This is a genomic window from Rossellomorea sp. GQ25 (assembly GCF_059758515.1).
This window is the reverse complement of the sequence record NZ_JCAXEQ010000002.1, coordinates 329,550-355,357: the sequence shown is the minus strand read 5'-3', so window position 1 is coordinate 355,357 and position 25,808 is coordinate 329,550. Positions and strand designations below refer to the sequence as shown.

Below are 25,808 nucleotides of genomic sequence, written 5' to 3'. Positions count from 1 at the left end.
TTCTTCTATAGATATGACGCCGTAAATCCATTCATGTAAAAGGATTATGTTCTATTGGTTCGAAATCGTGTTCAAGGTTTTCACTAGGACAAACGACCAAAATACAATTTCATCATAAGATAGAAAGCGAGCATGATGTATTTATCTGAAGGAAGGATGAGGAAGATTCATGTATTATGGTCACCCCTTTCATACAAGGGTTTATAATCCTCATATGAACCTGAAATATGAGACGTTGAATGCCGTCAAACCGTTTGTTGATTATGGACTACATGAAGCAAGTTATACAACGTATTCTCATGCCCTCACCGAAGTAGCCGCCATCGCCTATTTGCTTGGAAAAGGATATGACCCCCATACGGCCTATCATACGGTTGAATCATGGGAAAAGAATGAAAAGTTTTATTAGAGGAACAGAGGTCTGATTCCCAACACGTGAAATCGTTATCGTCGGGATGTCAGACCCCTTTTTGTAAGTAAAATGAATCACTAGCTTTTTTTCCGTAGGATAGATTTGTAAAGAAACGTAAGAAAAAAGGTCGAATTTTGTTAACATAATCTATATTAAGATGTATTGCTATCTACATACTTCTTCAACATCCCTTTTCTAAAATACAGTGGAATACATATTTTAGATGGGAGATGAAGAAGATGAGCAAAAAATTATTAATCGGTACAGGGGTTGCATTTTCATTGTTATTCAGCCCGTTCAGTCAAGTGTTTGCAGAAGAACCAACGGAAGGGGAAAGAAAGCAGGTGGATAATGTAGCTCACCGGGGGGCAGCAGGTTATGCACCTGAAAACACGATAGCTGGTTTTGATCTAGCGGTTGATATGAAGGCAGATTACATTGAGATCGATGTTCAACGAAGTAAAGATGGTGAATTGGTCGTCATCCATGATACAACTGTGGATCGTACTACAGATGGAACGGGAAAAATAGGGGATTTAACCCTTGAACAGCTTCGAAGTCTTGATGCAGGCAGTTGGAAGGGAGAGGTCTTTGCAGGAGAACCGATTCCGACTTTTGAAGAGATTCTGGATCGTTATCATGGAAAAGTGGGGATTTTAATAGAATTAAAGGCTCCAGAGCTTTACCCTGGCATTGAAGAACAAGTGGCTGAAGCATTAAAAGAACGGAATCTCGACAAACCCCAAAATGAAAAAATCATTCTTCAATCGTTTAACTTTGAATCGATGAAAGAAATAGACCAGCTGCTTCCTCACGTTCCAGTCGGTGTGTTAACTTCTAACCGGGCGTTTACCACAAAGGAAGCTTTGCAAGAAATCTCAACCTATGCGGAGTGGTTTAACCCAAGCTATGGAATCGTGACCGAAGAAGTAGTGAATGAAGTCCACGCCCAAGGGATGCAGATTGGATCATGGACGGTGCGCAGTCAAGAAGCAGCAGACTTTCTATTCGACATGAAGGTTGACGCGATCATTACGGATTATCCGGATTATGTAGATCCTAGAAACTAATATTCTTGTAAAAAGGGAGTAGCTTCTGCTGCTCCTTTTTTATATGTTTGCCGGGATCAGACTCCACTCTTTATGGTATGATTATCTCAAAAAAGAAGGTGTTATCGTTATGCATCTTGGAGACTTACTCTATCAGTTTGTCATCTTTTCATTACTGCTTTTGGGAGCCGTATCATTCACCCTGTTCATTAGAAGGCTCCTCATCAATAGTAAGAAAGAGGTTCATGCTTCAGATGATATCCATAAAAAACTAGATAGAATCATTGAATTGCTGGAAAAGCAAAATCATCGCTGAAGATCTATGAGTGGATTTTCAGCTTTTTTTGACTCACAGGACATCATTACCCGTGGCTTTTCCTTCTTTGATTGTTGATGAGAGAGCGTCCATCATATAGGCGGGCTTCATAACGATCTTTTAAAGTGGATGGATGGCCAGGGGTATAAAAGGAAAACGGGGTCTTATATTGTAGAGACCTATCATCCATTGGAAAATGGTGAGGAAGAAGTAGCGATATACTTACCTATTCAAATGTAGGATTCTCCTCATGTTACATATTTAGACAAACGGATCATAAAATGAAAAAGTAGATCATATATCAAAATTCCGGGTCATAAATGACTGAAACTGGTTCATAAATGGCTAAAACCGGTTCATAAATGGCTAAAACCGGTTCATAAATCTGAAAAGTGGATCATAAGTCGTGGAAACCGGCTTATATATTGGATGAGAGGATGCTCATGATCTCAAAAAAGCCCATTGATGATCATAAAACGTAATATTTTCATAGATTTAGATTAAAAACAAGCCAAAATACCCTAAACCGCGGACAGAATCTATTTTTGAAAAAGAGATAGGAAGGATGTTCAGGGTGATAGGTGGAGTAGTGTGACGATCAATCATTATTTGATTATACACAATTTCGGTTAGCTTGGTATTGGGGGCTGTCTTGAATGAGGAATTCGCTACTCTCAATCGCGCCTCATGGATTTAACCAGGTTAAGCAGGTAGTAATGAAAATGAAAGAGGGGTGTTCAACATGAAGTTTCTCTGGGGGGTGCAAACATCCTGATGCCAGTTCTGGTATTATTTTTAATTTTTGCTACCTGGATCGGATCCATTGCTGAAGATATTCGGGAGCATTATCACTTTAAATGGGCAGCCCTTCTTCTTATCTTAGTGGGGTACGTATTGTGTACAGTTTTATAAAAAAACAATCGGTCTGATCATCGTATCTTTAAGCCTTGTTATTTGGTTTTTACTATAGTTGGATCGCCCTCCTTGAAAAGGAAGGTTAGTAGAATAATAGACTTGTGAAGGAATTAAAAAATTTGAAGAGGTGTTAAGTTGAAAGATTTTAAGATTAGTTCAGAGACTGAAAGATTAATCATTCGACCATTGAAGGTTGCTGATTATCCTAACTGGCTTAAGGAATTCGAAAGCAGGTCTGCTTCCTCCAGCAGGCATGATTTGGGAAAAATAGATATGAGTGAATGCACGGAAGAATGGTTCGATCAGTTGGTGACGAAGCATCAAGAACTGGCTAGTAATGATGTAGCCCACGTATTTGGTGTGTTTAGAAAAGCGGATCATAAGCACGTGGGAATGGTGGACTTCTCTACGTTATCAAGGAATGATTTTCAATGGGGAAGGATCGGTTACACCATACATAACCAGCATTGGAAGAACGGGTACGGTAAAGAGGCAGTGAAAGCAGCATTACATATGGCTTTTCATGAATTGAATTTCCACCGGATCGAAGCTCATATCAACCTCGATAATACTTCCTCCATAAAGCTTGCTGAAAGCGTCGGGATGGAATTTGAATGCATCAGGAAAGGATTTATCTATGAGTTCGGTGAATGGACGGATAATATGATTTATTATTTGAATGCAGAGTAAGGAAACGGTTCGATAGAGAACATGCCGACTTATCACTGAAGTAGTGTCTGAAGAAAAACACCCATCTATACAAGCGTTGGAGATTCACATGCCCTTTCGTGGAGACTCTGCCTTAGTAAGCAGCCTTTTAGACTTTGAACTGACCGAACAAACTAGTGGGAAAGTGACAATAGGGAACGATCAGTGTACCCTTATTTTTTGCAGCAGTGAGGAAAAGGAGGCGAGTCTGCATTCCGTTGTGTACCTTGCCGATCATGATTTCAGCAACGTCGACCCTGTTCATACGAAGTGAATAATCAGAAGGTGAAAGAGGGAGTGGGAATCAGTGAAGCAGAACCTTTTCAATATGGGGATTTTAATGGTGCTCCTTGCAGCTTGCAGCAATCAAGAAGAAGTAACCGACCCTCACTTTATGTGGAGCGGTAACAAGTATATCACTACCTATGAATCAGTAGAGGAAGAGCAATTAGCAGAACGGATAGGTGTGATAAAAACTGAGGTGAAAGCCCCAGTCGATGAGAATGGGGAAGCCAAAGGTCTTCCGGAAGGCACGAAACTTTACAAAATAGTCGATCAAAACGAAAGTTCCGCAGACATGGTGGCTTATCAAATCGGGAATCGTTTCTATATAGCCAGGAAACTGTTCGTCCATCATTAAGTAGTATGCTTGGCAGGGAGCCACGGGGACAGGCACCGTGGCTCTTTTTGAAAGGAGGAAACAAAAGGGATTGCCTCTGTGGTCTTTTTTAGAATAACCTAAATATAAATGACCTATCTAATCGTTTGAACATAAAGGGGGAATTTGATGTTTTTATTTATCGCATTGGCGCTGCTCTCTCTAAATGTGGCCTTTCTTATATTAAAGCTTGTGGCTCCTTACTCTGAAATGATGAACTCTTTTAAAACAGTGAATGGATTTTGGAAAGCTCAAGTGGCTTGTTTGGCTTGTGTCTTGCTCTTTGTATTTCTGCATTTTTCAGGGGAAGAGAGGGCCAAATGGCATACTAGCCCTGACTATGTTTCAGATGGTAATTTGTATTTGGGTGATGCGAAGGGGAGCATCGAATACAATTCATTTGTGGTGGAGGAAGAAAACTTTGAAACAAATCTGATACTTCCTGAGAAAGCCATAGGTGCAGATAAAGTGCGCCTTCTATTCACTCACGATGGACACGGAAAAAAAGAACCGATAGCGTTACCCCATTCCCGGGATAAGGAACAACCAGTGACGCTGTGGTTTCCTGACAGTGGGAAATGGAGAATGGATATTGAAATAAATGGTTCCGTATATTCTTCAGTTGTTTTGCCTGTCAAAGAGAAATAACCGAATCACGAAATTACACTAAAATTGAGGTGAAGAAAATGATTTTTGTATTTGATTTGGATGGAACGATTTGTTTTAAGGGAGAACCATTGAGTGATGAAATTTGTGAAGCATTAGATGTCTGCAGGGAGCTAGGACACGAAATTATTTTTGCTTCTGCCCGTCCTATTCGTGATTTATTACCTGTTCTGCCTAAACGATACAGACATTTCCGGATGGTTGGAGGAAATGGTGCCTTTACGTACGAAAACGAGAATATGAGCGTACATTCTTTCACACCTGAAGTGACAGATTCTATAAAAAAGATAATCGAAGAAAACCAGCTCACGTATTTGATTGACAGTGACTGGGATTACAGCTATACGGGAGATGCCCATCATCCGATATTTCGTAATCTTGACCCCGAAAAACGCGCTGTAAATAAGCAATTGGCTCACCTGACGAAGATAACGAAAATCGTATTATTTACAACAGACCAAGCCATCACACAGAAGCTGGACCATCTTCCTGTACAAATATATGAGCACGGCAATGAAGCATTGATCGATATTAGTCCTTCGGGAATACATAAGCTGGAGGGGCTGAGACGTTTAGGTGTCCTTCCAGGCGAGTTTATTGCATTTGGAAATGATCATAACGATGGAGAATTATTTAAAAACGCAAAATTTAGTGTTTGTGTAGGACAACACCCGATAAGCGCGAACGCAACTACTGTCATAGATATTAAGGATGTTCCTTCTGCCATTAAAGAAGTCAGTGAACACTACGTTAAAAGAGTAATCAATTCTTAAAAGGAATCTTATTTCATATAAGGGGGTTTATCTGTAATATGGTAAGCTTCTTTTTTTATAAAAGGTCATTGAGTTAGTTGAAGGGTTTTGAAATAATTGGTAGATAGTTGGTTAAAGGAAGAGTAATAAGGAGGAAACGATGAGTAGAGATAAAGATCGATATTTTTTGGAGTTTGCTCTAAAAGAAGCAGAAGAATGATACTGATGCTTCCAATGAGTTTCCCAGAGAGTTTCTTAGAGCATACCTTTTTTGACCTATTAGTAGATGGAGAAGAGGATTACGATTGCCGGAACGAAGGAGGAGGCTCCAGGGGGCATACATCCTATACATACATTGTATCGTAGGTTTACCCGACGATTTTTCAAACATTAATTTCGTTTTTAGAGAATGTAAAATGCCATTTCATAAGCCAACGGGTTTCGAATTTATTACTTAAATGGGGAATTGGGGTCCGGTCTCCACACGTTAAAGTGTCAGCGTGCCGGGGGGCAGACTCCAGTTTTTTTGTTCGAAATGAATATTTGTTTAACGATAACCATAAAAATATTATTAATTATAAATAAATATTTATTGATAAACAATAAATAAAGTGGTAGAGTAAAATCAATAATCAATAAGCGAGGTGCTTTTTATGAAAAGGGAAACACTCTTTTTAAAGATTGCTGTTTTTCTTATCGGGACTCCAATTGTTGCTTTATGCGTCTTGGGGTTACCTTGGTTAGCTATGGATGTAGCAGAAAGTGATTCGAAGCTTGCATATGTGGTGTATGGCATTCTAATCATTATGTATGTATCCGCTATACCGTTTTTCATCGCATTGTTTCAAGCCTTTAAACTATTAAGCTTTATCGATAAGAACAATGCATTCTCTGAATTATCCGTAAAAGCTTTAAAGACTATAAAAAAATGTGCCATTGCCATCAGTCTCATATATGTGGCAGCGATGCCGCTCTTTTACATTCTGGCGGAGGTTGATGACGCCCCTGGTATCATATTGATCGGAATGATCTTTATTTTCGGTGCAGCGGTGATTGCCGTCTTTGCGGCTGTTCTTCAGAAGCTACTGAAAAATGCCATCGATATCAAATCTGAAAATGATTTAACGGTCTGAGGTGAAAACAATGACGATTATAATCAATATTGATGTGATGCTGGCTAAAAGGAAAATGAGCGTAACAGAGCTTTCCGAGAGGGTTGGAATCACGATGGCAAACCTTTCGATCTTAAAAAATGGAAAAGCAAAGGCCGTTCGATTCTCAACGTTAGAGGCAATTTGTAAGGCTTTAGAATGTCAGCCGGGAGATATTTTGGAATACCGAAGTGATGAAGATAATCAAGAGGAACACGATGGGGGAAAGCTTGATGCTTCCGGAGAGATACGAGGCTCACCGGGAGCAGATTGAACGGACTTTGATTCCGATTGAGGTCCGGGAGCTGGATTGATTTGAAAGAGAGGGACGGTTCGCTTGCTGATGAGGCAAGTAAACCGTCCTTTTGGTTCTTTGTATAAAGAAAAATCAACAACTTGTCATGATTACGGAGGGAAATAGGTCATTAGGGTACGTTAAAGCGTCAGGGTGCCGGGGGTCAGAGCGCAGTGTTCAGTCAAAAGAAAAAACAATGCCCCTGCCATAATCAGCAAGAGCATTGTCCTCCTTATCAATAGAAACCAATCGGCTTATTTATATCCAATAAATCTTTTATACCGTTACATCCTTTTCCTCGTGATCTTTACGGATCTGATTTAACTCCTCCGTCAACCGCAGGAATTCTTCTTTGTTTCGATCACGTAAAGATTGGTCGATTTTCTGCTCGAGTTGCTCTTTCCGGAATGTTAGCAGGGCCTTGTCCAAAATCATTTCTGCAAAAAGAGAGTCTATGCCGGGTACCTCGGACTGTGGTGAATTTAGCAAATACTTCTTCATGAAAAATCAACTCCTTGACCTTTTTTCTATTATACTAACCATTATCTCAATATTCAAACATTTTAAACGAAAAATTTAAATTATTTGAAGGGAAGGAAGTTGGAAACCAGTTTCATTTAAGGTTTTGTTAAGTTTGCTATATGGGAAGTAATGTATGCTGAATAAGGATTAGTTGGGTAGTTTTTCCCATACAAAAAAACTCCAGGTTTAGAAAGGAAAATATGTCAAAAAATAAAATTGTTTGTAATTTTTAGAAATATTTGATATGTTTGATTGGAAAACTGAATACGTGTAGAAGCAGGTGTAGAGGGATATGACGATCCTCTACTTAATAGGGAAGTTCGGTTAGAGCCCGACGCTGTCCCGCAACTGTATTTGGGAGCGATTCGAAAAGCCACTGTCTTTAGAAACTTGAAGATGGGAAGGTTCGGAGAGTGATGATCATAAGTCAGGAGACCTGCCTGTTTCAGCACACATCAATACCTACGAGGATAGGGGGTGTTAAGTGCGAACGAGTGATCAACATTTTTTGTTTTGGCTTTTTGGGGGAGCAGAAAATGTTTATTTAAGCATCAGTTCGATCTTAACAACTTCTTTTTAGAAGTTGTTTTTTTATTGTCCATTTTTAAACAAGACGGATTCGAGGTGAACTTCTTTGTTTGGAACAGTTGAGTATTTTACCGATTACTTCAAAACGTGCATTATGAACAACTTCAGTGGAGAAAAGACACTTATGCTTTCTTCCAATTATCAGCGTTTGACAAAAGAAATCATGATGCGGATAGAAAAAAGAGAAGAAAAAGAAGTTTGTCTGAGCAATCTTGAAAGGGCTTACAACAAAATGAGTGAAGAGTTATTTGGAGATAGGAGGAAGAGATAATTGGAAGCTAAACAAAAATTTTTCCCCGGACTTGATGGTGTTGTTGCAGCAGAAACCAAGATCTCGTTTTTAGATACGGTACAAAGTGAGATTGTCATCCAGGGTTATGACCTTATTAAACTATCACAATCTAAAGAGTACATGGATATTGTCCATCTACTGCTGGAAGAGAGTTTGCCGGATACTGCAGAGAAAGAAGCGATGGAAAAGATGTTGAAGGGTGAGTATGAAATACCTGGGGAACTGCTTGAAATATTCAAACAGCTTCCGGGAAATACGCATCCCATGGATGGGCTTAGAACGGGAATATCAGCACTTGCTGGATATGACAACAAACTCGATGATCGTTCATTACCCGTGAATAAAGAGCGAGCTTATCAACTTCTTGGAATGGTGCCCAACGTTGTAGCGAATAGCTACCGGATCATTCACCAATTGGAGCCGGTCCGTCCAAACGAAAACCTTTCATATAGTGCAAATTTCTTTTATATGATCACTGGGCGAGTCCCCTCTCTACTGGAAGAAAGGATATTTGACCGTTCTTTAGTTCTTTATAGTGAGCATGAGATGCCGAATTCCACCTTCACGGCGAGGGTGATTGCGTCTACTCATTCTGATTTATACGGTGCCTTAACCGGTGCTGTCGCTTCCTTAAAAGGGAACCTGCACGGAGGGGCGAATGAAGCGGTTATGTACATGCTTAATGAAGCAGGCAGTGTGGCAACATTTGAAGAGCTGCTCGAAATGAAAATGATGAAAAAAGAAAAGATCATGGGATTTGGGCATCGTGTGTATATGAAGAAGATGGATCCAAGAGCATTCATGATGAAGGAAGCGTTAAAAGAACTATGTGATGTAAAAGGCGACCACCTTTTATATGAGATGTGTGAAGCTGGAGAGAGAGTAATGGAGAGAGAGAAAGGGATCTATCCGAATCTTGATTATTATGCAGCTCCGGTCTATTGGATGTTGGGGATACCGATTCCACTATATACTCCCATTTTCTTTAGTGCCAGAACAGTCGGACTTTGTGCGCATGTGATAGAGCAGCACACCAATAATCGACTCTTCCGTCCGCGAGTACATTATACAGGCGAGCGACGTGTATTTAATTAAACAACTGGGGAGTTGTAACGTCGCCCGCCTGATGCAAATGGATATTTTGGCGAATACCCATTTATATCATAAATAACTTCTAACAGAAAAGGAAGGTATCTCATGCTAAAAACGAGCGAAACGACGAAAACCGATGTGTTATTGGAAGAAATAGCCGATTACGTATTAGATAGAGACATCACAAGTACGGAAGCATATGAAACGGCACGCTATGTATTGTTTGATACGCTTGGATGCGGAATTCTCGCTTTGAAATACCCGGAATGCACGAAGCTTCTGGGCCCTGTCGTACCTGGGACAATTGTACCTAATGGGACTCGTGTGCCCGGTACGTCCTTCGTCCTTGATCCTGTGAAAGGGGCATTCAACATAGGGTGCATGATCCGCTGGCTGGATTACAATGATACGTGGCTCGCTGCGGAATGGGGACATCCATCTGACAACCTTGGAGGCATTCTTGCTGTAGCGGATTATGTAAGCAGAGTACGGATTTCGGATGGGAAAGAACCTTTACAAGTTCGGGATGTGCTCGAAATGATGATCAAGGCCCATGAGATTCAGGGAGTACTGGCGTTGGAAAATAGCTTGAATCGTGTAGGGCTCGATCATGTTCTGTTTGTGAAAATCGCAACGACAGCTGTTGTCACGAAGATGTTGGGTGGATCTCGTCAGGAAATCATAAATGCGTTATCGAATGCATGGATTGACAATTCAAGCTTGCGAACATATCGACATGCACCGAATACAGGCTCGCGAAAATCCTGGGCAGCAGGAGACGCAACAAGTAGGGGCGTTCACTTGGCAATGATGGCTGTAAAAGGCGAAATGGGCTATCCAACCGGGCTTTCAGCGCCTGGATGGGGATTCCAGGATATACTCTTCAATAAAAAAGAATTGGTGCTGGGACGTCCACTTGAATCCTATGTAATGGAAAATATACTGTTCAAAGTATCTTATCCGGCAGAATTCCATGCCCAGACAGCAGCTGAGTGTGCGGTCAAGCTCCACCCATCAGTGATTAACCGACTTGACGAAATCGATGAAATTAAGATCATGACACATGAATCAGCTATACGCATCATTGATAAAACAGGTCCTCTTCATAATCCTGCGGATCGCGATCATTGTTTGCAGTACATCACAGCCATCGGATTGCTCAAAGGCGATATCAAAGCAGAAGATTATGAAAATGAAACAGCCCTGGATCCAAGAATCGATGCCTTGCGGGAAAGGATGACAGTGGTAGAAAACAAACAATACAGTGAAGATTACCTTGATCCGAGCAAGCGCTCAATCGCAAACAGTGTACAAATTCGTTTCACAGATGGATCCGTTACCGAAAACGTAGAATTAGAGTTTCCATTAGGACACCGCTTCAGAAGAGACGAAGCGATTCCAAAGATTAAGGAAAAATTCATGAACAATATCAAGACCCACTATTCAAGTAAACAACAAAGATTGATAGAAGAAGCCTGCTATGACAGGGACAAATTAGAAAGCATGAAAGTGAATGAATTTGTAGATTTGTTCATCTAGAAAAGGAGGATGGCCAAGATGGCATGGATTGTAGACCAACCGTTAGCACAAACAGAGCTTGCCGACCAATTTCAAAAATGTATCTCCAGTGAATCGATTTTGCAAATACCTGGCGCGCATGATGCGATGGCTGCCCTCATGGCAAAGGAGGCTGGTTTCTCAGCACTTTATTTATCGGGAGCCGCTTACACAGCAAGCAGGGGACTTCCGGATCTCGGGATGATGACGTCAACTGAAGTCGCAGAACGCGCCAAAGACCTTGTTCGTGCTACTAATTTACCGGTATTAGTCGATATAGATACGGGTTTCGGGGGATATCTGAACGTCGCCCGTACGGCTAGAGAAATGGTGGAGGCTCATGTAGCTGCCGTTCAATTGGAAGATCAGCAATTGCCTAAAAAGTGCGGACATCTAAATGGGAAACAACTCGTATCCCCGGAAGAGATGGTTCAGAAGATCAGGGTGATCAAAGAGGTGGCTCCTTCATTGATTGTCGTAGCCCGTACGGATGCCCGCAGCAGCGAAGGACTGGAAGGTGCGATAGAAAGAGCGGCGATGTATGTTGAAGCAGGTGCCGACGCGCTCTTCCCGGAAGCCCTTGAATCTGAAGAAGAGTTTCGACTGTTCCGGAACCGAATCCAAGTTCCACTTCTTGCTAACATGACCGAGTTCGGGAAGACCCCTTACTATACTGCTGAAGAATTTCAGGACATGGGCTTTCAGATGGTCATTTATCCTGTGACTTCATTGCGAGTGGCGGCAAAGGCTTATGAACGGATGTTCCAGCTGATCAAAAAGGAAGGCACTCAAAAGGAAGGAATCCAGAACATGCAGACAAGAAGCGAGTTGTATGACACCATTTCCTATTATGACTTTGAAAATCTGGATGAAGAAATCGCAAAGACACTCCTAACCGATGAACATAAATCGTAAAGCACAAATGGTAAAAGAAGATCGTGATACGAATCAATTTTAGCATGTAATCGATTCAACGCTTTTGGTTGATAAGCATAACAAGTCGGAAGCGAGGAGGAAAGGGATGGGCGAAGCAGAACTTCAAGCTAGTGAATGTTTATTTACTCATCATGGAGAGGACATTGAAGTATTTACTCCGGAAGATTTTAATGAGGAAGGTCATCTCATATCGAAAACAACAGAACGATTCGTCAAAAACGATGTAATTCCCCTGCTTGATTCGATTGATCAGCATGATTACGCCACCGTTAAAAAATTGTTCAAAGGAGCAGGGGAACTCGGTTTGCTCAGTATTGAGGTTCCAGAATCTTATGGTGGTCTGTCACTGAACAAAAAACTTTCAGGGCTTGTAGCAGAGAAGATGGGATTTGGCGGTTCGTTCAGCGTATCCTTTAATATTCATGCAGGCGTAGGTACACTTCCGTACGTATATTATGGAACAGAGAAGCAAAAACATAAGTACCTGCCAAGGCTCATATCTGGAGAATGGATTGGAGCCTATGCCTTAACGGAACCTGACGCAGGGTCGGATGCACTAAATGCTAAAACGACTGCAGTGTTGAACGAGGAAGGGACAGCCTGGCTCTTAAATGGTGAAAAACAGTGGATTACGAACGCCCAAGTGGCGGATGTCTATGTCGTCTTTGCCAATACCGGTGATGGCATGACCGCCTTCATTGTAGAGAGGTCGTTCAATGGGGTTTCAGTTGGTCCCGAAGAGAAGAAGATGGGGATAAAAGGATCTTCGACCGCCACTTTAATCTTAGAAGATGTCCACGTGCCGTCACAGAATGTCCTGGGAAAAGTCGGGCAGGGACATCATGTAGCATTAAACATTTTAAACATGGCGCGGTTGAAGCTCGCCTTTTCGAACATCGGTACATCGAAGCAGGCACTGAAGCTAGCAGTGGGCTACGCGAAACAGCGTAAGCAATTTGATAGACCAATCATTCGTTTTTCCATGATACAAGAAAAGATTGCGGATATGGCGATTTCGATTTTTGGGGCGGAGAGCGCCGCATACAGGACGGCTGACAGCTTAGACCAAGTGATGGACTCCGCTGCCCCTTTAGATGATCGATTGAGAGAACTGGCACACTACGCAGCCGAATGTGCAATCAATAAAGTCAACTGCTCCGAAGTCCTAGATGGGATTGTAGATGAGGCGGTACAGATTCATGGTGGGTATGGATACATGCAGGAATACGAAGTGGAAAGACTTTACCGGGATGCACGAATAAGCCGGATTTTCGAAGGAACCAATGAAATAAACCGTCTGACGATTGCTAAGCTTTTGATCAAAAAAGCTTACCGATATGCCGACTCAAGGAAGGAACACCTGATCCATAAGCAGAGAAACCGAAATCAGGAATACATCCAGTTGTCTAAAATGCTTCTCGACAAATCTTTGAGAGCATTGACACATTTCAACATTAACATTCAGCAGGAACAAGAATATTCCCGCTTACTCGCTAACATGATGAAAGAAATTTATGTGATGGAATCTGCGTTCATTCGTACCGAAAAAACCTTACAAAAGAACGCGATAGAAAAAGAGCTATTGAAAACGAACATGACGAACATCATCTGTGAAGAAGGTTATCGAAGAATGGAAGAGATGGCAATCTTGATCTTATCGGGAACAGAAGTAGATGAAGCCAGGAGAAAAGGGGCATTGGATGAAATCCGCAGCCTTCCTGTCCCTCTCTTCAGAAATCTATTTATTCAAAAGCGGGAAATCGCAGAACGCCTGTCTGAACATGAAAAATATATCGTGTGAACGGAGTGAAGTCTTGTGAAAAAGATCGGATTTATCGGTTTGGGCAACATGGGTCTACCTATGTCGCAAAATTTGCTTTTGTCAAACTTTACAGTGTATGGAATGGATCTGAATAAAGAAGCTGAGTTGTCCTTTCTTAAATCGGGAGGAACGGTCGGCGTATCGCTTGATGAGATGGTTGAACGATGTGATGTAATCCTGACAAGCCTTCCATCCACTAACGCGGTAGAGGAGGTTTTCCTGGGGGAAAAAGGACTTGTTAACATCTCGGGTCCAAGTGTTATGCTCGTCGATACGAGTACGGTAGCTCCAGAACTGAATAGCAGGATAGAAGAAGCGGCTAAGAAAAAGGGTGTGGAATTTCTGGCGGCACCAGTCAGCGGGGGTGTAGTAGGGGCAGTAAATCGAACACTCACTTTCATGGTCGGCGGTGTAAGGTCTGCCTTCGATAAGGCACTGCCTGTATTTAACGCGATGGGTGAGAATATATTTCATGTGAATGAAAAGATCGACAGCGGTACAAATACGAAGCTCATCAATAATCTTCTGATCGGATTTTATACAGCAGGTGTAAGTGAAGCTCTTCATCTTGCTAAGAATAGTGATCTTGATCTTGAAAAATTGTTTGAGATGCTGAACGTCAGTTATGGACAGAGCAGAATCTACGAGCGCAATTATAAAAGTTTCATAGCTGATGATACGTATGAACCCGGTTTTTCTTTAAAGCTGCTGAGGAAGGATCTCGGATTTGCTCTTGGGCTTGCCGAAAAAAACAACGTGGAACTGCCGGTCAGCAAAATCCTCTTAGACCTATATGAAGAAGCTGAAAAGAACGGTTACGGGGAAAAAGACATGTCCATCCTATACAAAAAAATTAGTGAAAAGACGACAACCATTTTATAAGAAGGGGTGAGAGAATAGATGATTACAACGAATATTAAAAAGATGCAGAACAATATCAACGGAGAATGGGTAGATTCTACTGGAACGGATGTGGAAGAAGTAATCAATCCTGCGAATGGAGAAATCATTGCCTATGTACCTCTATCGACGAGAACGGATGTCGATCACGCCGTACAGGCCGCTCAAAATACGTATGAGACTTGGTCATTAGTCCCTGTGCCCAACCGGACAAGACTATTATACAATTACTTAAGGCTTCTTCAAGAACAGAAAGAACAATTGGCTGAAATCATCACGATGGAAAACGGGAAAACGTTAAAAGACGCTCGTGGAGAGGTTCAGCGAGGGATAGAAGTGGTTGAGCTTGCGACTGCGACACCTACTCTAATGATGGGAGAATCACTCCCTGGTATTGCGGACGGAATTGATGGTTCGATTTGGCGTTATCCATTAGGAGTCGTTGCAGGAATTACACCCTTTAACTTTCCGATGATGGTTCCACTTTGGATGTTCCCACTTGCGATTTCATGTGGAAATACGTTTGTTCTGAAGGCATCAGAAAAAACCCCGATCCTTGCCGGTAAGCTTGTGGAGCTGTTCTATGAATCAGGTTTCCCTAAAGGGGTCCTTAACCTCGTCCATGGAGCAAAAGACGTGGTAAACGGTTTACTGGAGAACGAAGATATCAAAGCCATTTCTTTCGTTGGTTCCGAGCCTGTGGCAAAGCATGTTTACCAAACGGGTACAGCTAACGGAAAGCGTGTCCAGGCACTTGCCGGCGCAAAAAACCATGCTGTAGTCCTATCGGATTGCCATCTTGAGAAATCGGTTCAAGGCATTATCGGTGCGGCGTTCGGCAGCAGTGGAGAACGCTGTATGGCGTGCTCAGTCGTTGCAGTCGTAGATGAGATCGCTGATGAGTTTATGGAAATGCTCGTTTCTGAAACACGCAAGCTGAAAACAGGAGACGGCAGGTCAGAAGATCACTTTGTAGGTCCCTTGATTCGGGAAGTCCACAAAAACCGTGTACTCCATTATATTGACACCGGGATAAGAGAAGGGGCTTCATTACGAGTGGACGGAAGGAATCCTGAAGTAGAGGAAGGATACTATGTCGGGGCGACCATTTTCGACCATGTGAAACCGGATATGAAAATATGGCAGGATGAACTCTTCGCGCCAGTATTGAGTGTCGTACGAGTAAAAGACCTTGATGAAGGAATCAAACTCACCAATCAATCCCATTTTGCCAATGGGGCCGTTATCTATACGTCGAGCGGCAAAAGTGTCCAGAAGTTTCGCGATAAAATTGATGCCGGCATGATCGGCGTGAATGTCAATGTGCCAGCTCCGATGGCGTTCTTCTCATTCGCCGGAAACAAAGCATCATTTTATGGCGACCTTGGAACAAACGGAAAAGACGGGGTCCAATTTTACACACGCAAGAAAGTAGTCACAGAACGCTGGTTCTAAATCTGACCGTAAGATCCCTCTATTTGTAAGATATAGGCATTTAGAGGGATCTACTTTATCTGTAACCATTTTCAAGGGGAGGTATAAATCTTGAGCTACACTTACGCAACAATTAAAAAAGAAAATGATATCACAATGGTCACATTGAACAATCCTCCGGCGAATACATTATCTTCTTCCTGCATCACCGAATTACGTTCCCTTTTTCAGGAACTGGTCAGGGATGATGAAACAAAAGCCATCATCCTCACGGGGGCGGGGCGTTTCTTCGTGGCGGGAGCAGACATAAAAGAATTCGTATCTAAATTAGGAAATCAGGAACAAGGGCTGGAACTGGCGGAAAATGGTCAGGCTCTTTGCAATGAAATCGAAGCTCTGAAGAAACCTGTCATTGCCGCGATAAATGGACCATCTCTCGGGGGAGGTCTGGAGTTGGCGATGAGCTGTCATTTCAGAATTATGTCAGATCATGCAACGGTTGGTCTTCCTGAATTAAATCTTGGGCTGATTCCGACTTTCGGCGGCACACAACGGCTTCGCAAGATAACAGATACAGCAACCGCACTGGATATCATCCTTACAGGGAGGACCCTTTCTGCAAGAGAAGCTGTAGACCTTGGGATCGCTCAGTTAGCTGTAAAAGAAAGTGAATTGTTACAGACCGCAAGAGCAATTGCAACATCGTTTGTGGAAGGGAAAAGCATGACCAGTGTGATGCGGGCAGTGGAGTGCATAATACAGGGCAGTAACGAAAGTATGGAACAAGGATTGGAAAAGGAACGTAGAAGATTTGCTGAGTTGTTCCTGACAAAGGATGCGAAAGAAGGGATTCACGCATTCGTCGAAAAACGCAAACCAGACTTCACACATTCATAAAAGGGAGGAGATAGAATGTCCGAAGAAGTAATGTTTTCCGTTAACCCAAATGGTATTGCTACGATTTTACTTAATCGCCCGAAAGCACTTAATTCTCTATCTTATGAGATGGTCATCGCTATAGGTGAAAAATTAAAAGAGTGGAAGACAGACCATAATGTATCAATCGTCATCATGAAGGGTGCGGGTTCAAAAGCGCTATGTGCAGGCGGTGATATTAAATCACTCTATGAAGCGCGTTTGTCTGAATCGGCGCGACGAAAAGCGGAGAATTTTTTTAGTGAAGAATATGAGGTCGATATGGCTGTCCATCAATTTCGGAAGCCGATCATTGCCTGTTTAGACGGAATCGTTATGGGTGGGGGTGTTGGTCTAACATATGGGGCTAGTCATCGCATCGTAACGGAGCGGACAAAATGGTCGATGCCCGAGATGAATATCGGATTCTTTCCGGATGTTGGAGCAGCTTACTTCTTAAATAAAGCTCCCGGGTACGCAGGTCGTTATCTCGCTTTAACAGCCTCGGTCATACAGGCTCAGGATGTGCTGTATGTAAACGGTGCAGACATCTATATGGAAAGCGACGCATTAGAACGTTTTATTGAAAAAGTAGAAAATACGGATTGGCGTCATGTGAAAATGGAGGAAATTCTTGATCAACTGATTGATGAATACCAAACACATTCTACTAATGAAAGCAAGGTTGCCCTTATTCAAAATGAAATCGATCGGCATTTTGCGTTTGAGACGGTTGAAGAAATCCTTCAATCCCTCGGCAGTCAGACAAGTGATTTTAACTTGAATGTAAAGGAATTGCTCCTTTCAAAGTCTCCTTTTTCATTGAAAATCACGTTAAAACAAATGATTGACGGCAAACAAAAGACAATGAAAGAATGCTTCGCAACCGATCTTCTTCTAGCCAAGAACTTCTTAAAGCACGGAGATTTTTATGAAGGCGTTCGGTCTGTCCTCATCGATCGGGACCAATCACCGAACTATGAGTACAAACATGTTTCAGACGTTACGAATGATGTGGTAAATCAATTTTTTAAACTGAATTCTCCAGTTTCATAAATGGATCATTTATTTAATTCTAGTCATTGGGTTGCTAAAAGGGATGCTGCATTTACTGAGGAGCCACCCATTTAGAATTGAAAACGACAAAGCCCGTCAGAGAGGGTTCTGTCTGGCTTCATTATAAAGTGAAAATGTAGATGGAATCTGCCTTCCCCTCATTGTATAGAGGGGAAGGTTTCTTTTTGATGCTGACCAGAAGCACCCCTGATAGAAAACAAGATACTGGATCCTGAAGGAGTAGCCCCTTTTTCCTAATTATGCTTATTGGAAAAAATCCAATTGACAGAAGCTGAAAAAAGTCATAGCATATAAAGGTAAATCGTAACCGTTACGTTTTAATCGTCATTTCGCATGTTTTTTTACATAATAAATCGTAATGATTACGAATTAATTCAATGGAGGAGCCTTAATAGAGTTTATCCTTTTAATATCTCACTAACAAAAGAATCAGAGGGATCAAAATGATGCAGGAGATCGAGTTTATCAAATTCAACCCGACGGAGAATATGACGGTACTTGTAAAGACCAAACACCTGATGGAAGAATATCACCAGATTGCGTCAAGGCTTATGGCATATGACAGTCTTTATGCTGAGCAGGTGGGCTTCATTGAAGAGTCAAAGAATGCGGGTGCAGATTCCAGCCTGCAGATGGCCGGGGGTGAATTCTGCGGGAATGCCTGTATGTCGTTGGCCGCCTTCATTGCTTCGGGAAGGGCGCTGCCCCACGGTTGTTCGACAACCATTCTGTTGGAAGTCTCGGGCTCCGACGAGTTGGTCCGGTGTGATGTGAAGAATGAGATGTGCTTGTACCGTTGCAGGATGACAATGCCTATTCCCGCAAGGATCAAGAAGCAAATGTGGGTGGTGGATGGAGAAGAACTTCCCGTCACCATGATCCATTATCAGGAGGCTGTTCACGCTGTATTGGAAGCGGGACAGTTAGCCCCTTCATTGCGCCGGTCGGCAGAAACTCTGGCACGAATGATCAACTCGTCCTATAAGGGGAATCTGGTCGGTGTTTTGCTCTATGATTCTGTAACCGGGAAACTTGCCCCTCTCATCCATGTACCGGACGTGAATAGCATGATGTGGGAACGGGGATGCGGGTCGGGGACCGGATCATTGGGTGCTTATCTTGCATGGAAGCAAAAGCGCTGCATCTCTCTACAGGTCAAACAGCCTGGAGGGGAAATGCATGTAACCGCAGATTGGAATGATGGGTCCATCACCGCGATCCGGATCGAAGGCACTGTCGGGATTGTGGCAGAAGGGAAAGCATTTATACACATGGTAGAGGAGGAGGTCAGATGATGAAGGCGAGCAAGACCTTTGAAGAGGATCTGCGCAACTATTTGGAACGATTTGATGAAGCCATTCAGGGAGATAGCCACTTGGAAGAGGATGCTGTGGCGTTAGAGAGATTAATTAATGAGTATTCTGGATTCATACTTAATGAAGAGTACATAAAGAGGTGGGAGCAGATAGTCGATCCTACACAAGGAGAGGTTCCACACCTGATGGATCAGTTAAGAAATCTATCTGCCCTTTCCGTGGCCAAGATGGAGAAGCACCGGGCCCGGAAGCTATTGAGGGGAGAAGAAGGGATAGCAGACTACTTTCAGAACATTGAGTCCTGCATTGAAGAGGAGTTCGGGCATTTTCAGGTGACACGGGAATCGACTGTACTCCTTGTTGGCTCTGGTTCTTTTCCGATGACACCGCTCCTTATTGCCAAGCGCACAGGCGCAAAGGTCATCGGGATCGACATTGATGAAGAAGCGGTCACCCTGGGACGGCAAGTGGTGGATCGGTTAGGTAAGGATTTGAATATCGAACTGAAACTTTCGTTAGTGGAACAGCTCACAGATCTCAAGGAGGTGACCCATATCATCTTCAGTTCGACGGTTGAAGCGAAATATGACATCTTGGACCAGTTGTATGAGCTGGCCAATGAAGAGGTCGTTGTGTCGATGAGGTACGGAGATGGACTGAAATCCCTCTTCAATTTCCCTTCCCGGGAAGTAGATAAGGAAAAGTGGAGAATAGCAGAAAACAGTCTGCGTCCCTATCAAATATTTGATATCGTACTCTATGAAAAAATTCGTCCGGCTCCGAGTAAGGAGGGGAATCGATGAAAAAGGGTAAACGGGTGCTGGTTATAGGCACAGGACCCGCTTCGGTGCAACTTTGTATGATCGTAAAGAACCACCTGGGCTGCGAGGTGGGACTCGCAGGGAGGAATTCCGTCCGGTCGGAATCATTTTTTCAATCGTTAGAGATGAAAGGAAATCACATTCGGGTGTCCGTTCAAAATCAGCAGAATGAGAGAATACAAGGTGAAAGCCTGATCGATCATGTGTACCGCGGTCTTGACACAATAAGGGGAGAGTGGGATGTCGTCGTATTGGCTGTCACCACTGACGCGTATCTGGACGTGCTCCACACCATTCCCAGGGATGTATTCAAAGGCGTACGGTCGATCGTATTGGTTTCACCGACTCTCGGATCCAATAGTCTCGTGAAGCATGATCTGTCGGACGTTCAACCCGAAGCGGAAATCATTAGCTTCTCTACTTATTTAGGAGATACGAGATGGATGGAGCGGGATCCTTCTCACCATGTCATCACGACGGCCGTAAAGAAGAAGCTCTATATCGGTTCGACCCATGGCCATTCGAAGACGGTTCAAAGATTGGTTAGGTTAGGGAAAGAGCTTGGTATGGCGCTAGTTTCGACTGAATCGCCATTGGAAGCAGAGACCCGCAATATTTCCCTCTACGTCCATCCCCCGCTCTTTATGAATGATGTGACACTGCAGGAGATATTCGATGAGGAACCTTCCATGAAATATGTGTATAAGCTGTATCCCGAGGGACCGATCACCCAGCAACTGATCCGGGATATGCGCGCCCAGTGGCAGGAAATGATGGAAATCCTGGAAAGAGTGAAGATCAAGCCGCTCAATCTCCTTCGATTCATGACAGACGATAACTATCCCGTAAGATTGGAAAGCTTATCAAGGAGTGACATCGAAGATTTTGAAAAGCTGGATAGAATCCACCAGGAGTATTTACTTTACATACGCTATACCTCACTGTTGATCGATCCCTATTCCACGCCTGACGAGGTAGGGAGATATTTCGACTTCTCGGCCGTTCCGATCAGGAAAATGTATAGGAACTTAGAGGGCGAGCTGGATATCCCGAGAATGCCTAAGGAGGACTATTATCGAATCAAGATCATCCAGGGGATTGCACGATTCCTTGAAGTGCCGAGCCCTACCATTGACAAGCTGATCAGGACCTATGAGGAAAAGCTGACAGAAGTTACGGAAGTCCATCAAGGTCAAAAGCTTTCCGACGCCTTCTCAATTCGAAGCTTCGAAGAGGACCTAACGAGGATTACTGGAGTGATAGGAAAAGAGATGGTTACAAGGTTTAAATCGTAATGATTTTGTTTTATAAAGAGATTACAAAAGGAGAGAAGAATGGGATGAATAAGAGATGGACATTAAGCGTATTGGTTCTTTTGATGATGATCCTTGCTGCCTGCGGAGCGAAAACAGAAGGTGAACAGGAAGCAGATAAGGATGAACTGGTTTATGCGACAGCGAAGGATATCAATGATATGAACCCTCATTTATACACGGGATCCATGGCGGCCCAGGGGAAGGTGTATGAATCTTTGGTTGAAAATACAGAGGATGGCATCAAGCCGCTACTTGCTGAGTCCTGGGAGATTTCAGATGACGGCAAGGTGTATACATTCCATCTTAGGCAAGGTGTCACTTTCCATGATGGGGAGCTGTTCAATGCCGATGCCGTGAAGAAGAACATTGAAGCGGTACAGCGAAATGCGGAGAAGCATGCGTGGATCAAGCTTTCCACTAAAATCGAGGAGGTTCGGGTCATTGACGAGCATACGGTGGAACTGGCTCTGTCTGAGCCCTATTATCCTGCCTTGGCAGAGCTTTCGATGACGAGGCCTTATGTGTTCCTGTCACCCAATGACTTCAAGAATGGCGATACGAAGGATGGAGTGAGTGGTTATCACGGAACCGGACCCTATATCCTCAAGGAACATAAGGTAGACGAGTTCGCCCGGTTCGAAGCAAACGAAGACTATTGGGGAGGGGCGCCTTCTATCAAAGAGATTACGGCGAAAGTGCTTCCTGCGGGGGAGACGACATTCCTGGCTTTACAAAAAGGGGAGATCAACTTTGCCTTCACAGATGATCGTGGTGCAGACAGCCTGAATGTGGAAGCGATGAACCAGCTGGTCGATACAGGGGATCACCAGGTGGAAAGAAGTGAGGCGATGAATACGAAGATGATCGTCGCCAATAGTAGCAAAACGGATAGTCCCGTAAAGGAGACGGCGGTGCGCGAAGCGATTTGGTACGCCATTGACCGGGAGACGATTGCCAAAGATATTTTGGACGGGACCGAAACAGAAGCCCATACCTTATTTTCATCCAATGTTCTTTATGCAGATATTGATCTGCAGAAGAGGGACTTCGATGTCAATAAAGCTAAAAAGTTGTTAGAAGAAAATGGTTGGAAGTCCGGTGATGATGGGGTCCGTGAAAAGGAGGGGCGTCCTTTGGCCATGAAGCTATTTTATGACGTCAATTCACCTTCTCAAAAAACAGAGGCTGAGTTCATCCAAAGCTCATTGAAAAAAATCGGTGCGAGTCTTGAAATCGTCGGTGAGGAATCCACATCCATCGCCAATAGACGATCAACAGGTGACTATGAATTATTATTTAATCAAACATGGGGGCTCGCGTATGATCCGGTCAGTACGATCGCAGCGTTCACTTCTGATGCTTCTTACCTTCATACAACCAAAGGCATCAGGCAAGCGGATGAACTCTATAGAAAAATCGAAGAAGTAATGGTGACGACGGAAGAATGGAAGAGGAAATCCCTCTATAAGGATATTTTAACGATCGTTCATGATGAAGCCGTATTTATTCCGATATCGAATGGCCGGATGACAGTTGTGGGGCCTAAAGGATTAAAGGGGCTAACATTCAAACAAACACAGTTTGAGCTGCCATTCGAACAGATGAGACTCCAATAATGAAAAGGGGAGTCGTTCACCCGGGATTCCCGAGAGGAGGATTGTCTTGATACGATACATCATTAGAAGACTGTTGGTGTCGATTCCGGTCCTAATGATTATTTCCTTTATAACGTTCGTGTTGATGAGCCTGTCCCCGATGGATCCGGCTGAGGTCGTCCTCAAGTCCCAGGGGGTACCGGTCATTACGAATGAACTGATGGAAGAGACGAGGGAGGAGCTCGGGTTCAACCGGCCCTTTCTCCTTCAGTACGGGGATTGGTTGATGGAATGCCTCCGATTGGACTTTGGAACGTCCTTTGTGACAGGGCAGCCGGTATGGTCGCTCCTTGGACCCGCTTTGATCAACACAGTGAAGTTGACGCTCATTTCCTCCGTTGCGGTCATGATCCTGTCGGTTCTCCTTGGAGTGATCTGTGCATTGCAACGGGACAAAGCGGTGGATCAGTTTGTCAGGGGCACCTCGTTCTTCTTGACGGCCATGCCTTCCTACTTACTGGCATCTATATTGATCTGGTATTTTTCCGTGAAGCTCGATTTATTTCCGACGAATGGCATGGACTCCTATACAAGTTACATCCTCCCCGTCCTGGTCATTACCATCAGTTATGCGGGGATTTACTTCCGGGTCGTCCGAAGCTCGATGCTTCGTCAATTGTGTGAAGATTATGTGCTTTATGCCAGGGCATGCGGCTTGAAGGAATGGCGCGTCACCGTCCTTATCATACGCAACTCCCTGCAGGTCGCCGTGTCGGTCTTTTGTATGGCGATACCGATTATATTAGGGAGTACGGTCGTCGTGGAAAGTGTGTTTGCCTGGCCGGGTGTAGGAAGTTTGAGTATCAGATCCATTGTCAGCAGGGACTTTCCAGTCGTTCAGGCGTATGTACTGATTGTGGCGGTGGCATTCGTGATGTTCAATGCCATTTCTGACATCTTGAATGCCGCTGTGAATCCTAAAGTAAGGAATGATCATTAAATGAGACAATTAACGAATTTACGTCATGATAAGCTGGCGATGGTATCGTTGATCGTCATTCTTTTGACCCTCTTGAGTGGTCTCTTTGCGCCGTTTATCGCCCCACACGATCCGGCGGAAGTCGATATGGGCTTACGTTATGCAACCCCTTCATGGGCTTATCTGTTAGGGAATGATCATTTGGGGCGCTGCATCTTATCGAGGATCCTTTATGGCATCCGGCCGAGTGTCTTGTGGGTCTTGCTGGCACTGGCCATTTCCGTGGTGATCGGGACTATCGTCGGTTTCCTGTCGGGATATTTCCAAGGAAGAGTGGATGCGGTTCTGATGAGAGTCTGTGATATCATGCTGTCGTTTCCCGGATATGTCATGGCCCTTGCCATTATTGGTGTATTCGGGGTGGGGCTTGAAAATATACTGATTGCTTTTATTGTCACTAAGTGGGCTTGGTTTGCCCGGGTCATCCGGACTTCGGTCAGACAATTTGCCGAATCTGATTATGTGAGGTATGCAAGGGCCATCGGGGTGGGGCACGGCAGGATCTTGATCAAGCATATCGTACCCGTGACGTTTGCCGATATTGCGGTTATTTCCAGCAGTTCGATTTCCTCGATGATTCTGCAGATTTCAGGTTTCTCCTTTCTCGGATTGGGGGTCCAGGCCCCAACGGCGGAGTGGGGGATGATGCTGAACGAAGCCCGATCCGTGATGTTTACCCGGCCGGAGCTATTACTGGCACCCGGTTTAGCCATCATCATCATTGTAATGGCCTTCAATTTCCTTTCGGATTCCCTGCAGATTGCATTGGATCCAAGGAGTCGGCGCACAAGGGTTCACAGGAGGAACAGCCTGTCATTTATCAACCCGGGATCAAGAAAAGAGGTGGCTGAAACAAAATGAATATACTCGAGGTAAACGGCCTGTCCATCGTCGATGAAAAAACGGACCAATGGCTTGTGAAGGATAGTTCCTTCCACGTGAAGAAGGGGAGGACACTCGCCATCGTCGGGGAAAGCGGAAGTGGTAAATCGCTGACATGCCGGTCGCTGATGAGGTTGAACCAACCATGGCTGAAAGAAACCGGGACCGTCCTTTTTAAAGAGGAAAATCTCCTTACCCTTTCGAAAAAAGCGATGAGGAAGAAACGGGGCAAACAGATGTACATGATCATGCAGAATGGGATGACCGCATTTGATCCATCACGTGTCATAGGCGTTCATTTACGTCAGGTGACAGCGGAACATTTCAACTGGTCTAAAAGGGAGACGGAACGAAAGCTGAAACTCGCCATTGAAAGTGTCATGATCACAAATCCTGCCGAAGTGCTGAACAAATATCCTCATCAATTATCGGGAGGGATGCTCCAGAGGATTATGATTGCCCTGGCCCTTATTCTGGAACCTGATCTCATCATCGCCGATGAGCCGACGACAGCCCTTGATACCATCACTCAGTATGAAGTGGTGAATCAGCTGATCGGGTTACGGGAAAGGATTGGGTGCTCCATGATCTTCGTCTCCCATGATTTGGGGGTGGTCCGTCACATAGCCGATGATCTATTGGTGATGAAGGACGGCAGGATCATTGAACGGGGGAATGCTCAATTGGTGTTCGCCGAGCCGGCAAAGGAATATACCAAGTACCTGGTATCCACCCGGCAATCGTTGAGCCACCATTTTAACAGACTGATGGGGAGTCATTAA

General features: G+C 43.8%; 28 protein-coding genes and 1 riboswitch. Of the genes, 27 read left to right on the top strand and 1 reads right to left on the bottom strand.

The annotated features are described in order from the left end of the window. The first annotated feature begins 169 nt into the window (after window positions 1-169). The 11 genes from AC6CIB_RS07550 to AC6CIB_RS07500 all read left to right on the top strand — a co-directional run bounded on the left by AC6CIB_RS07550 (window position 170) and on the right by AC6CIB_RS07500 (window position 6,901). Window positions 170-409 (top strand): hypothetical protein, encoded by a 240-nt coding sequence (locus tag AC6CIB_RS07550; protein ID WP_498279297.1) that lies wholly within the window; start codon window positions 170-172, stop codon window positions 407-409. A gap of 242 nt (window positions 410-651) precedes the next feature. Continuing rightward, the gene (locus AC6CIB_RS07545) at window positions 652-1,482 is read left to right on the top strand and encodes a glycerophosphodiester phosphodiesterase (RefSeq protein WP_498279295.1); all 831 of its coding nucleotides are present in this window, start codon (window positions 652-654) and stop codon (window positions 1,480-1,482) included. Window positions 1,483-1,591: 109 nt separating this feature from the next. Continuing rightward, window positions 1,592-1,777 carry a DUF4083 domain-containing protein gene (locus AC6CIB_RS07540; protein ID WP_498279293.1) on the top strand — a complete coding sequence of 62 codons (186 nt, stop codon included), beginning with the start codon at window positions 1,592-1,594 and terminating at the stop codon, window positions 1,775-1,777. Window positions 1,778-2,551: 774 nt separating this feature from the next. Further along, window positions 2,552-2,689: a hypothetical protein gene (locus AC6CIB_RS07535; protein ID WP_498279291.1), complete on the top strand. Its 138-nt coding sequence runs from the start codon at window positions 2,552-2,554 to the stop codon at window positions 2,687-2,689. A 138-nt stretch (window positions 2,690-2,827) separates the two neighbouring features. Continuing rightward, on the top strand, window positions 2,828-3,382 hold the full coding sequence (locus tag AC6CIB_RS07530) for a GNAT family N-acetyltransferase (protein WP_498279289.1): 555 nt from the start codon (window positions 2,828-2,830) through the stop codon (window positions 3,380-3,382). Between the two features lie 88 nt (window positions 3,383-3,470). Then, window positions 3,471-3,674, top strand: coding sequence for a hypothetical protein (locus tag AC6CIB_RS07525; RefSeq protein ID WP_498279287.1), 204 nt, complete (start codon window positions 3,471-3,473; stop codon window positions 3,672-3,674). A gap of 33 nt (window positions 3,675-3,707) precedes the next feature. After that, window positions 3,708-4,040: a hypothetical protein gene (locus AC6CIB_RS07520; RefSeq protein ID WP_498279285.1), complete on the top strand. Its 333-nt coding sequence runs from the start codon at window positions 3,708-3,710 to the stop codon at window positions 4,038-4,040. A 147-nt stretch (window positions 4,041-4,187) separates the two neighbouring features. Then, window positions 4,188-4,706: a hypothetical protein gene (locus AC6CIB_RS07515; protein WP_498279283.1), complete on the top strand. Its 519-nt coding sequence runs from the start codon at window positions 4,188-4,190 to the stop codon at window positions 4,704-4,706. Between the two features lie 38 nt (window positions 4,707-4,744). Further along, a complete protein-coding gene (locus AC6CIB_RS07510) occupies window positions 4,745-5,497 on the top strand; it encodes an HAD-IIB family hydrolase (protein ID WP_498279281.1) in 753 nt (250 codons plus the stop codon). Window positions 5,498-6,129: 632 nt separating this feature from the next. Beyond that, window positions 6,130-6,609 carry a DUF2975 domain-containing protein gene (locus AC6CIB_RS07505; RefSeq protein WP_498279279.1) on the top strand — a complete coding sequence of 160 codons (480 nt, stop codon included), beginning with the start codon at window positions 6,130-6,132 and terminating at the stop codon, window positions 6,607-6,609. Between the two features lie 10 nt (window positions 6,610-6,619). Beyond that, window positions 6,620-6,901, top strand: coding sequence for a helix-turn-helix domain-containing protein (locus AC6CIB_RS07500; protein WP_498279277.1), 282 nt, complete (start codon window positions 6,620-6,622; stop codon window positions 6,899-6,901). Window positions 6,902-7,198: 297 nt separating this feature from the next. On the opposite strand, the gene AC6CIB_RS07495 is transcribed toward AC6CIB_RS07500, so the two are convergent. Then, window positions 7,199-7,423 carry an IDEAL domain-containing protein gene (locus tag AC6CIB_RS07495; RefSeq protein WP_282137216.1) on the bottom strand — a complete coding sequence of 75 codons (225 nt, stop codon included), beginning with the start codon at window positions 7,421-7,423 and terminating at the stop codon, window positions 7,199-7,201. A 282-nt stretch (window positions 7,424-7,705) separates the two neighbouring features. Then, window positions 7,706-7,902: riboswitch (cobalamin riboswitch) on the top strand. A 176-nt stretch (window positions 7,903-8,078) separates the two neighbouring features. Between AC6CIB_RS07495 and AC6CIB_RS07490 the strand changes: the two genes are divergently transcribed. From AC6CIB_RS07490 to cntD, 16 genes are all read left to right on the top strand, one after another. Further along, on the top strand, window positions 8,079-8,303 hold the full coding sequence (locus AC6CIB_RS07490) for a hypothetical protein (RefSeq protein WP_498279275.1): 225 nt from the start codon (window positions 8,079-8,081) through the stop codon (window positions 8,301-8,303). After that, complete coding sequence (gene mmgD, locus AC6CIB_RS07485; RefSeq protein WP_498279273.1) at window positions 8,304-9,419, top strand: citrate synthase; 1,116 nt, start codon at window positions 8,304-8,306, stop codon at window positions 9,417-9,419. Window positions 9,420-9,521: 102 nt separating this feature from the next. Further along, entirely contained in the window at window positions 9,522-10,955 is a 1,434-nt protein-coding gene (gene prpD / locus AC6CIB_RS07480) for a 2-methylcitrate dehydratase (RefSeq protein WP_498279271.1), read from the top strand. An 18-nt stretch (window positions 10,956-10,973) separates the two neighbouring features. Next, window positions 10,974-11,888, top strand: coding sequence for a methylisocitrate lyase (gene prpB, locus AC6CIB_RS07475; protein WP_498279269.1), 915 nt, complete (start codon window positions 10,974-10,976; stop codon window positions 11,886-11,888). Between the two features lie 106 nt (window positions 11,889-11,994). Then, on the top strand, window positions 11,995-13,710 hold the full coding sequence (locus tag AC6CIB_RS07470; RefSeq protein ID WP_498279267.1) for an acyl-CoA dehydrogenase FadE: 1,716 nt from the start codon (window positions 11,995-11,997) through the stop codon (window positions 13,708-13,710). 15 nt (window positions 13,711-13,725) lie between these two features. Continuing rightward, a complete protein-coding gene (locus tag AC6CIB_RS07465) occupies window positions 13,726-14,613 on the top strand; it encodes an NAD(P)-dependent oxidoreductase (protein ID WP_498279265.1) in 888 nt (295 codons plus the stop codon). Window positions 14,614-14,631: 18 nt separating this feature from the next. Then, complete coding sequence (locus AC6CIB_RS07460) at window positions 14,632-16,086, top strand: CoA-acylating methylmalonate-semialdehyde dehydrogenase (protein WP_498279263.1); 1,455 nt, start codon at window positions 14,632-14,634, stop codon at window positions 16,084-16,086. Between the two features lie 90 nt (window positions 16,087-16,176). Continuing rightward, window positions 16,177-16,962, top strand: a complete 786-nt coding sequence (locus AC6CIB_RS07455; protein WP_498279261.1) for an enoyl-CoA hydratase-related protein — start codon at window positions 16,177-16,179, stop codon at window positions 16,960-16,962. A 15-nt stretch (window positions 16,963-16,977) separates the two neighbouring features. After that, window positions 16,978-18,036 carry an enoyl-CoA hydratase/isomerase family protein gene (locus tag AC6CIB_RS07450; protein WP_498279259.1) on the top strand — a complete coding sequence of 353 codons (1,059 nt, stop codon included), beginning with the start codon at window positions 16,978-16,980 and terminating at the stop codon, window positions 18,034-18,036. Between the two features lie 464 nt (window positions 18,037-18,500). Further along, window positions 18,501-19,352 carry a histidine racemase CntK family protein gene (locus tag AC6CIB_RS07445; RefSeq protein ID WP_498279257.1) on the top strand — a complete coding sequence of 284 codons (852 nt, stop codon included), beginning with the start codon at window positions 18,501-18,503 and terminating at the stop codon, window positions 19,350-19,352. Further along, entirely contained in the window at window positions 19,352-20,176 is an 825-nt protein-coding gene (locus AC6CIB_RS07440; RefSeq protein ID WP_498280513.1) for a class I SAM-dependent methyltransferase, read from the top strand. The genes AC6CIB_RS07445 and AC6CIB_RS07440 overlap by 1 nt, the downstream gene beginning before the upstream one ends. Then, window positions 20,173-21,489 (top strand): opine metallophore biosynthesis dehydrogenase, encoded by a 1,317-nt coding sequence (locus AC6CIB_RS07435; protein ID WP_498279255.1) that lies wholly within the window; start codon window positions 20,173-20,175, stop codon window positions 21,487-21,489. Before AC6CIB_RS07440 ends, AC6CIB_RS07435 begins: the two co-directional genes overlap by 4 nt. Before the next feature lie 44 nt (window positions 21,490-21,533). Beyond that, on the top strand, window positions 21,534-23,126 hold the full coding sequence (gene cntA, locus AC6CIB_RS07430) for a staphylopine-dependent metal ABC transporter substrate-binding lipoprotein (RefSeq protein WP_498279253.1): 1,593 nt from the start codon (window positions 21,534-21,536) through the stop codon (window positions 23,124-23,126). Window positions 23,127-23,172: 46 nt separating this feature from the next. Next, window positions 23,173-24,105, top strand: coding sequence for a nickel/cobalt ABC transporter permease (opp1B, locus tag AC6CIB_RS07425; protein WP_498279251.1), 933 nt, complete (start codon window positions 23,173-23,175; stop codon window positions 24,103-24,105). After that, window positions 24,106-25,005, top strand: a complete 900-nt coding sequence (gene cntC / locus AC6CIB_RS07420) for a staphylopine uptake ABC transporter permease subunit CntC (RefSeq protein ID WP_498279249.1) — start codon at window positions 24,106-24,108, stop codon at window positions 25,003-25,005. It begins immediately after the preceding gene. Continuing rightward, complete coding sequence (gene cntD, locus AC6CIB_RS07415) at window positions 25,002-25,808, top strand: staphylopine uptake ABC transporter ATP-binding protein CntD (protein WP_498279247.1); 807 nt, start codon at window positions 25,002-25,004, stop codon at window positions 25,806-25,808. The genes cntC and cntD overlap by 4 nt, the downstream gene beginning before the upstream one ends.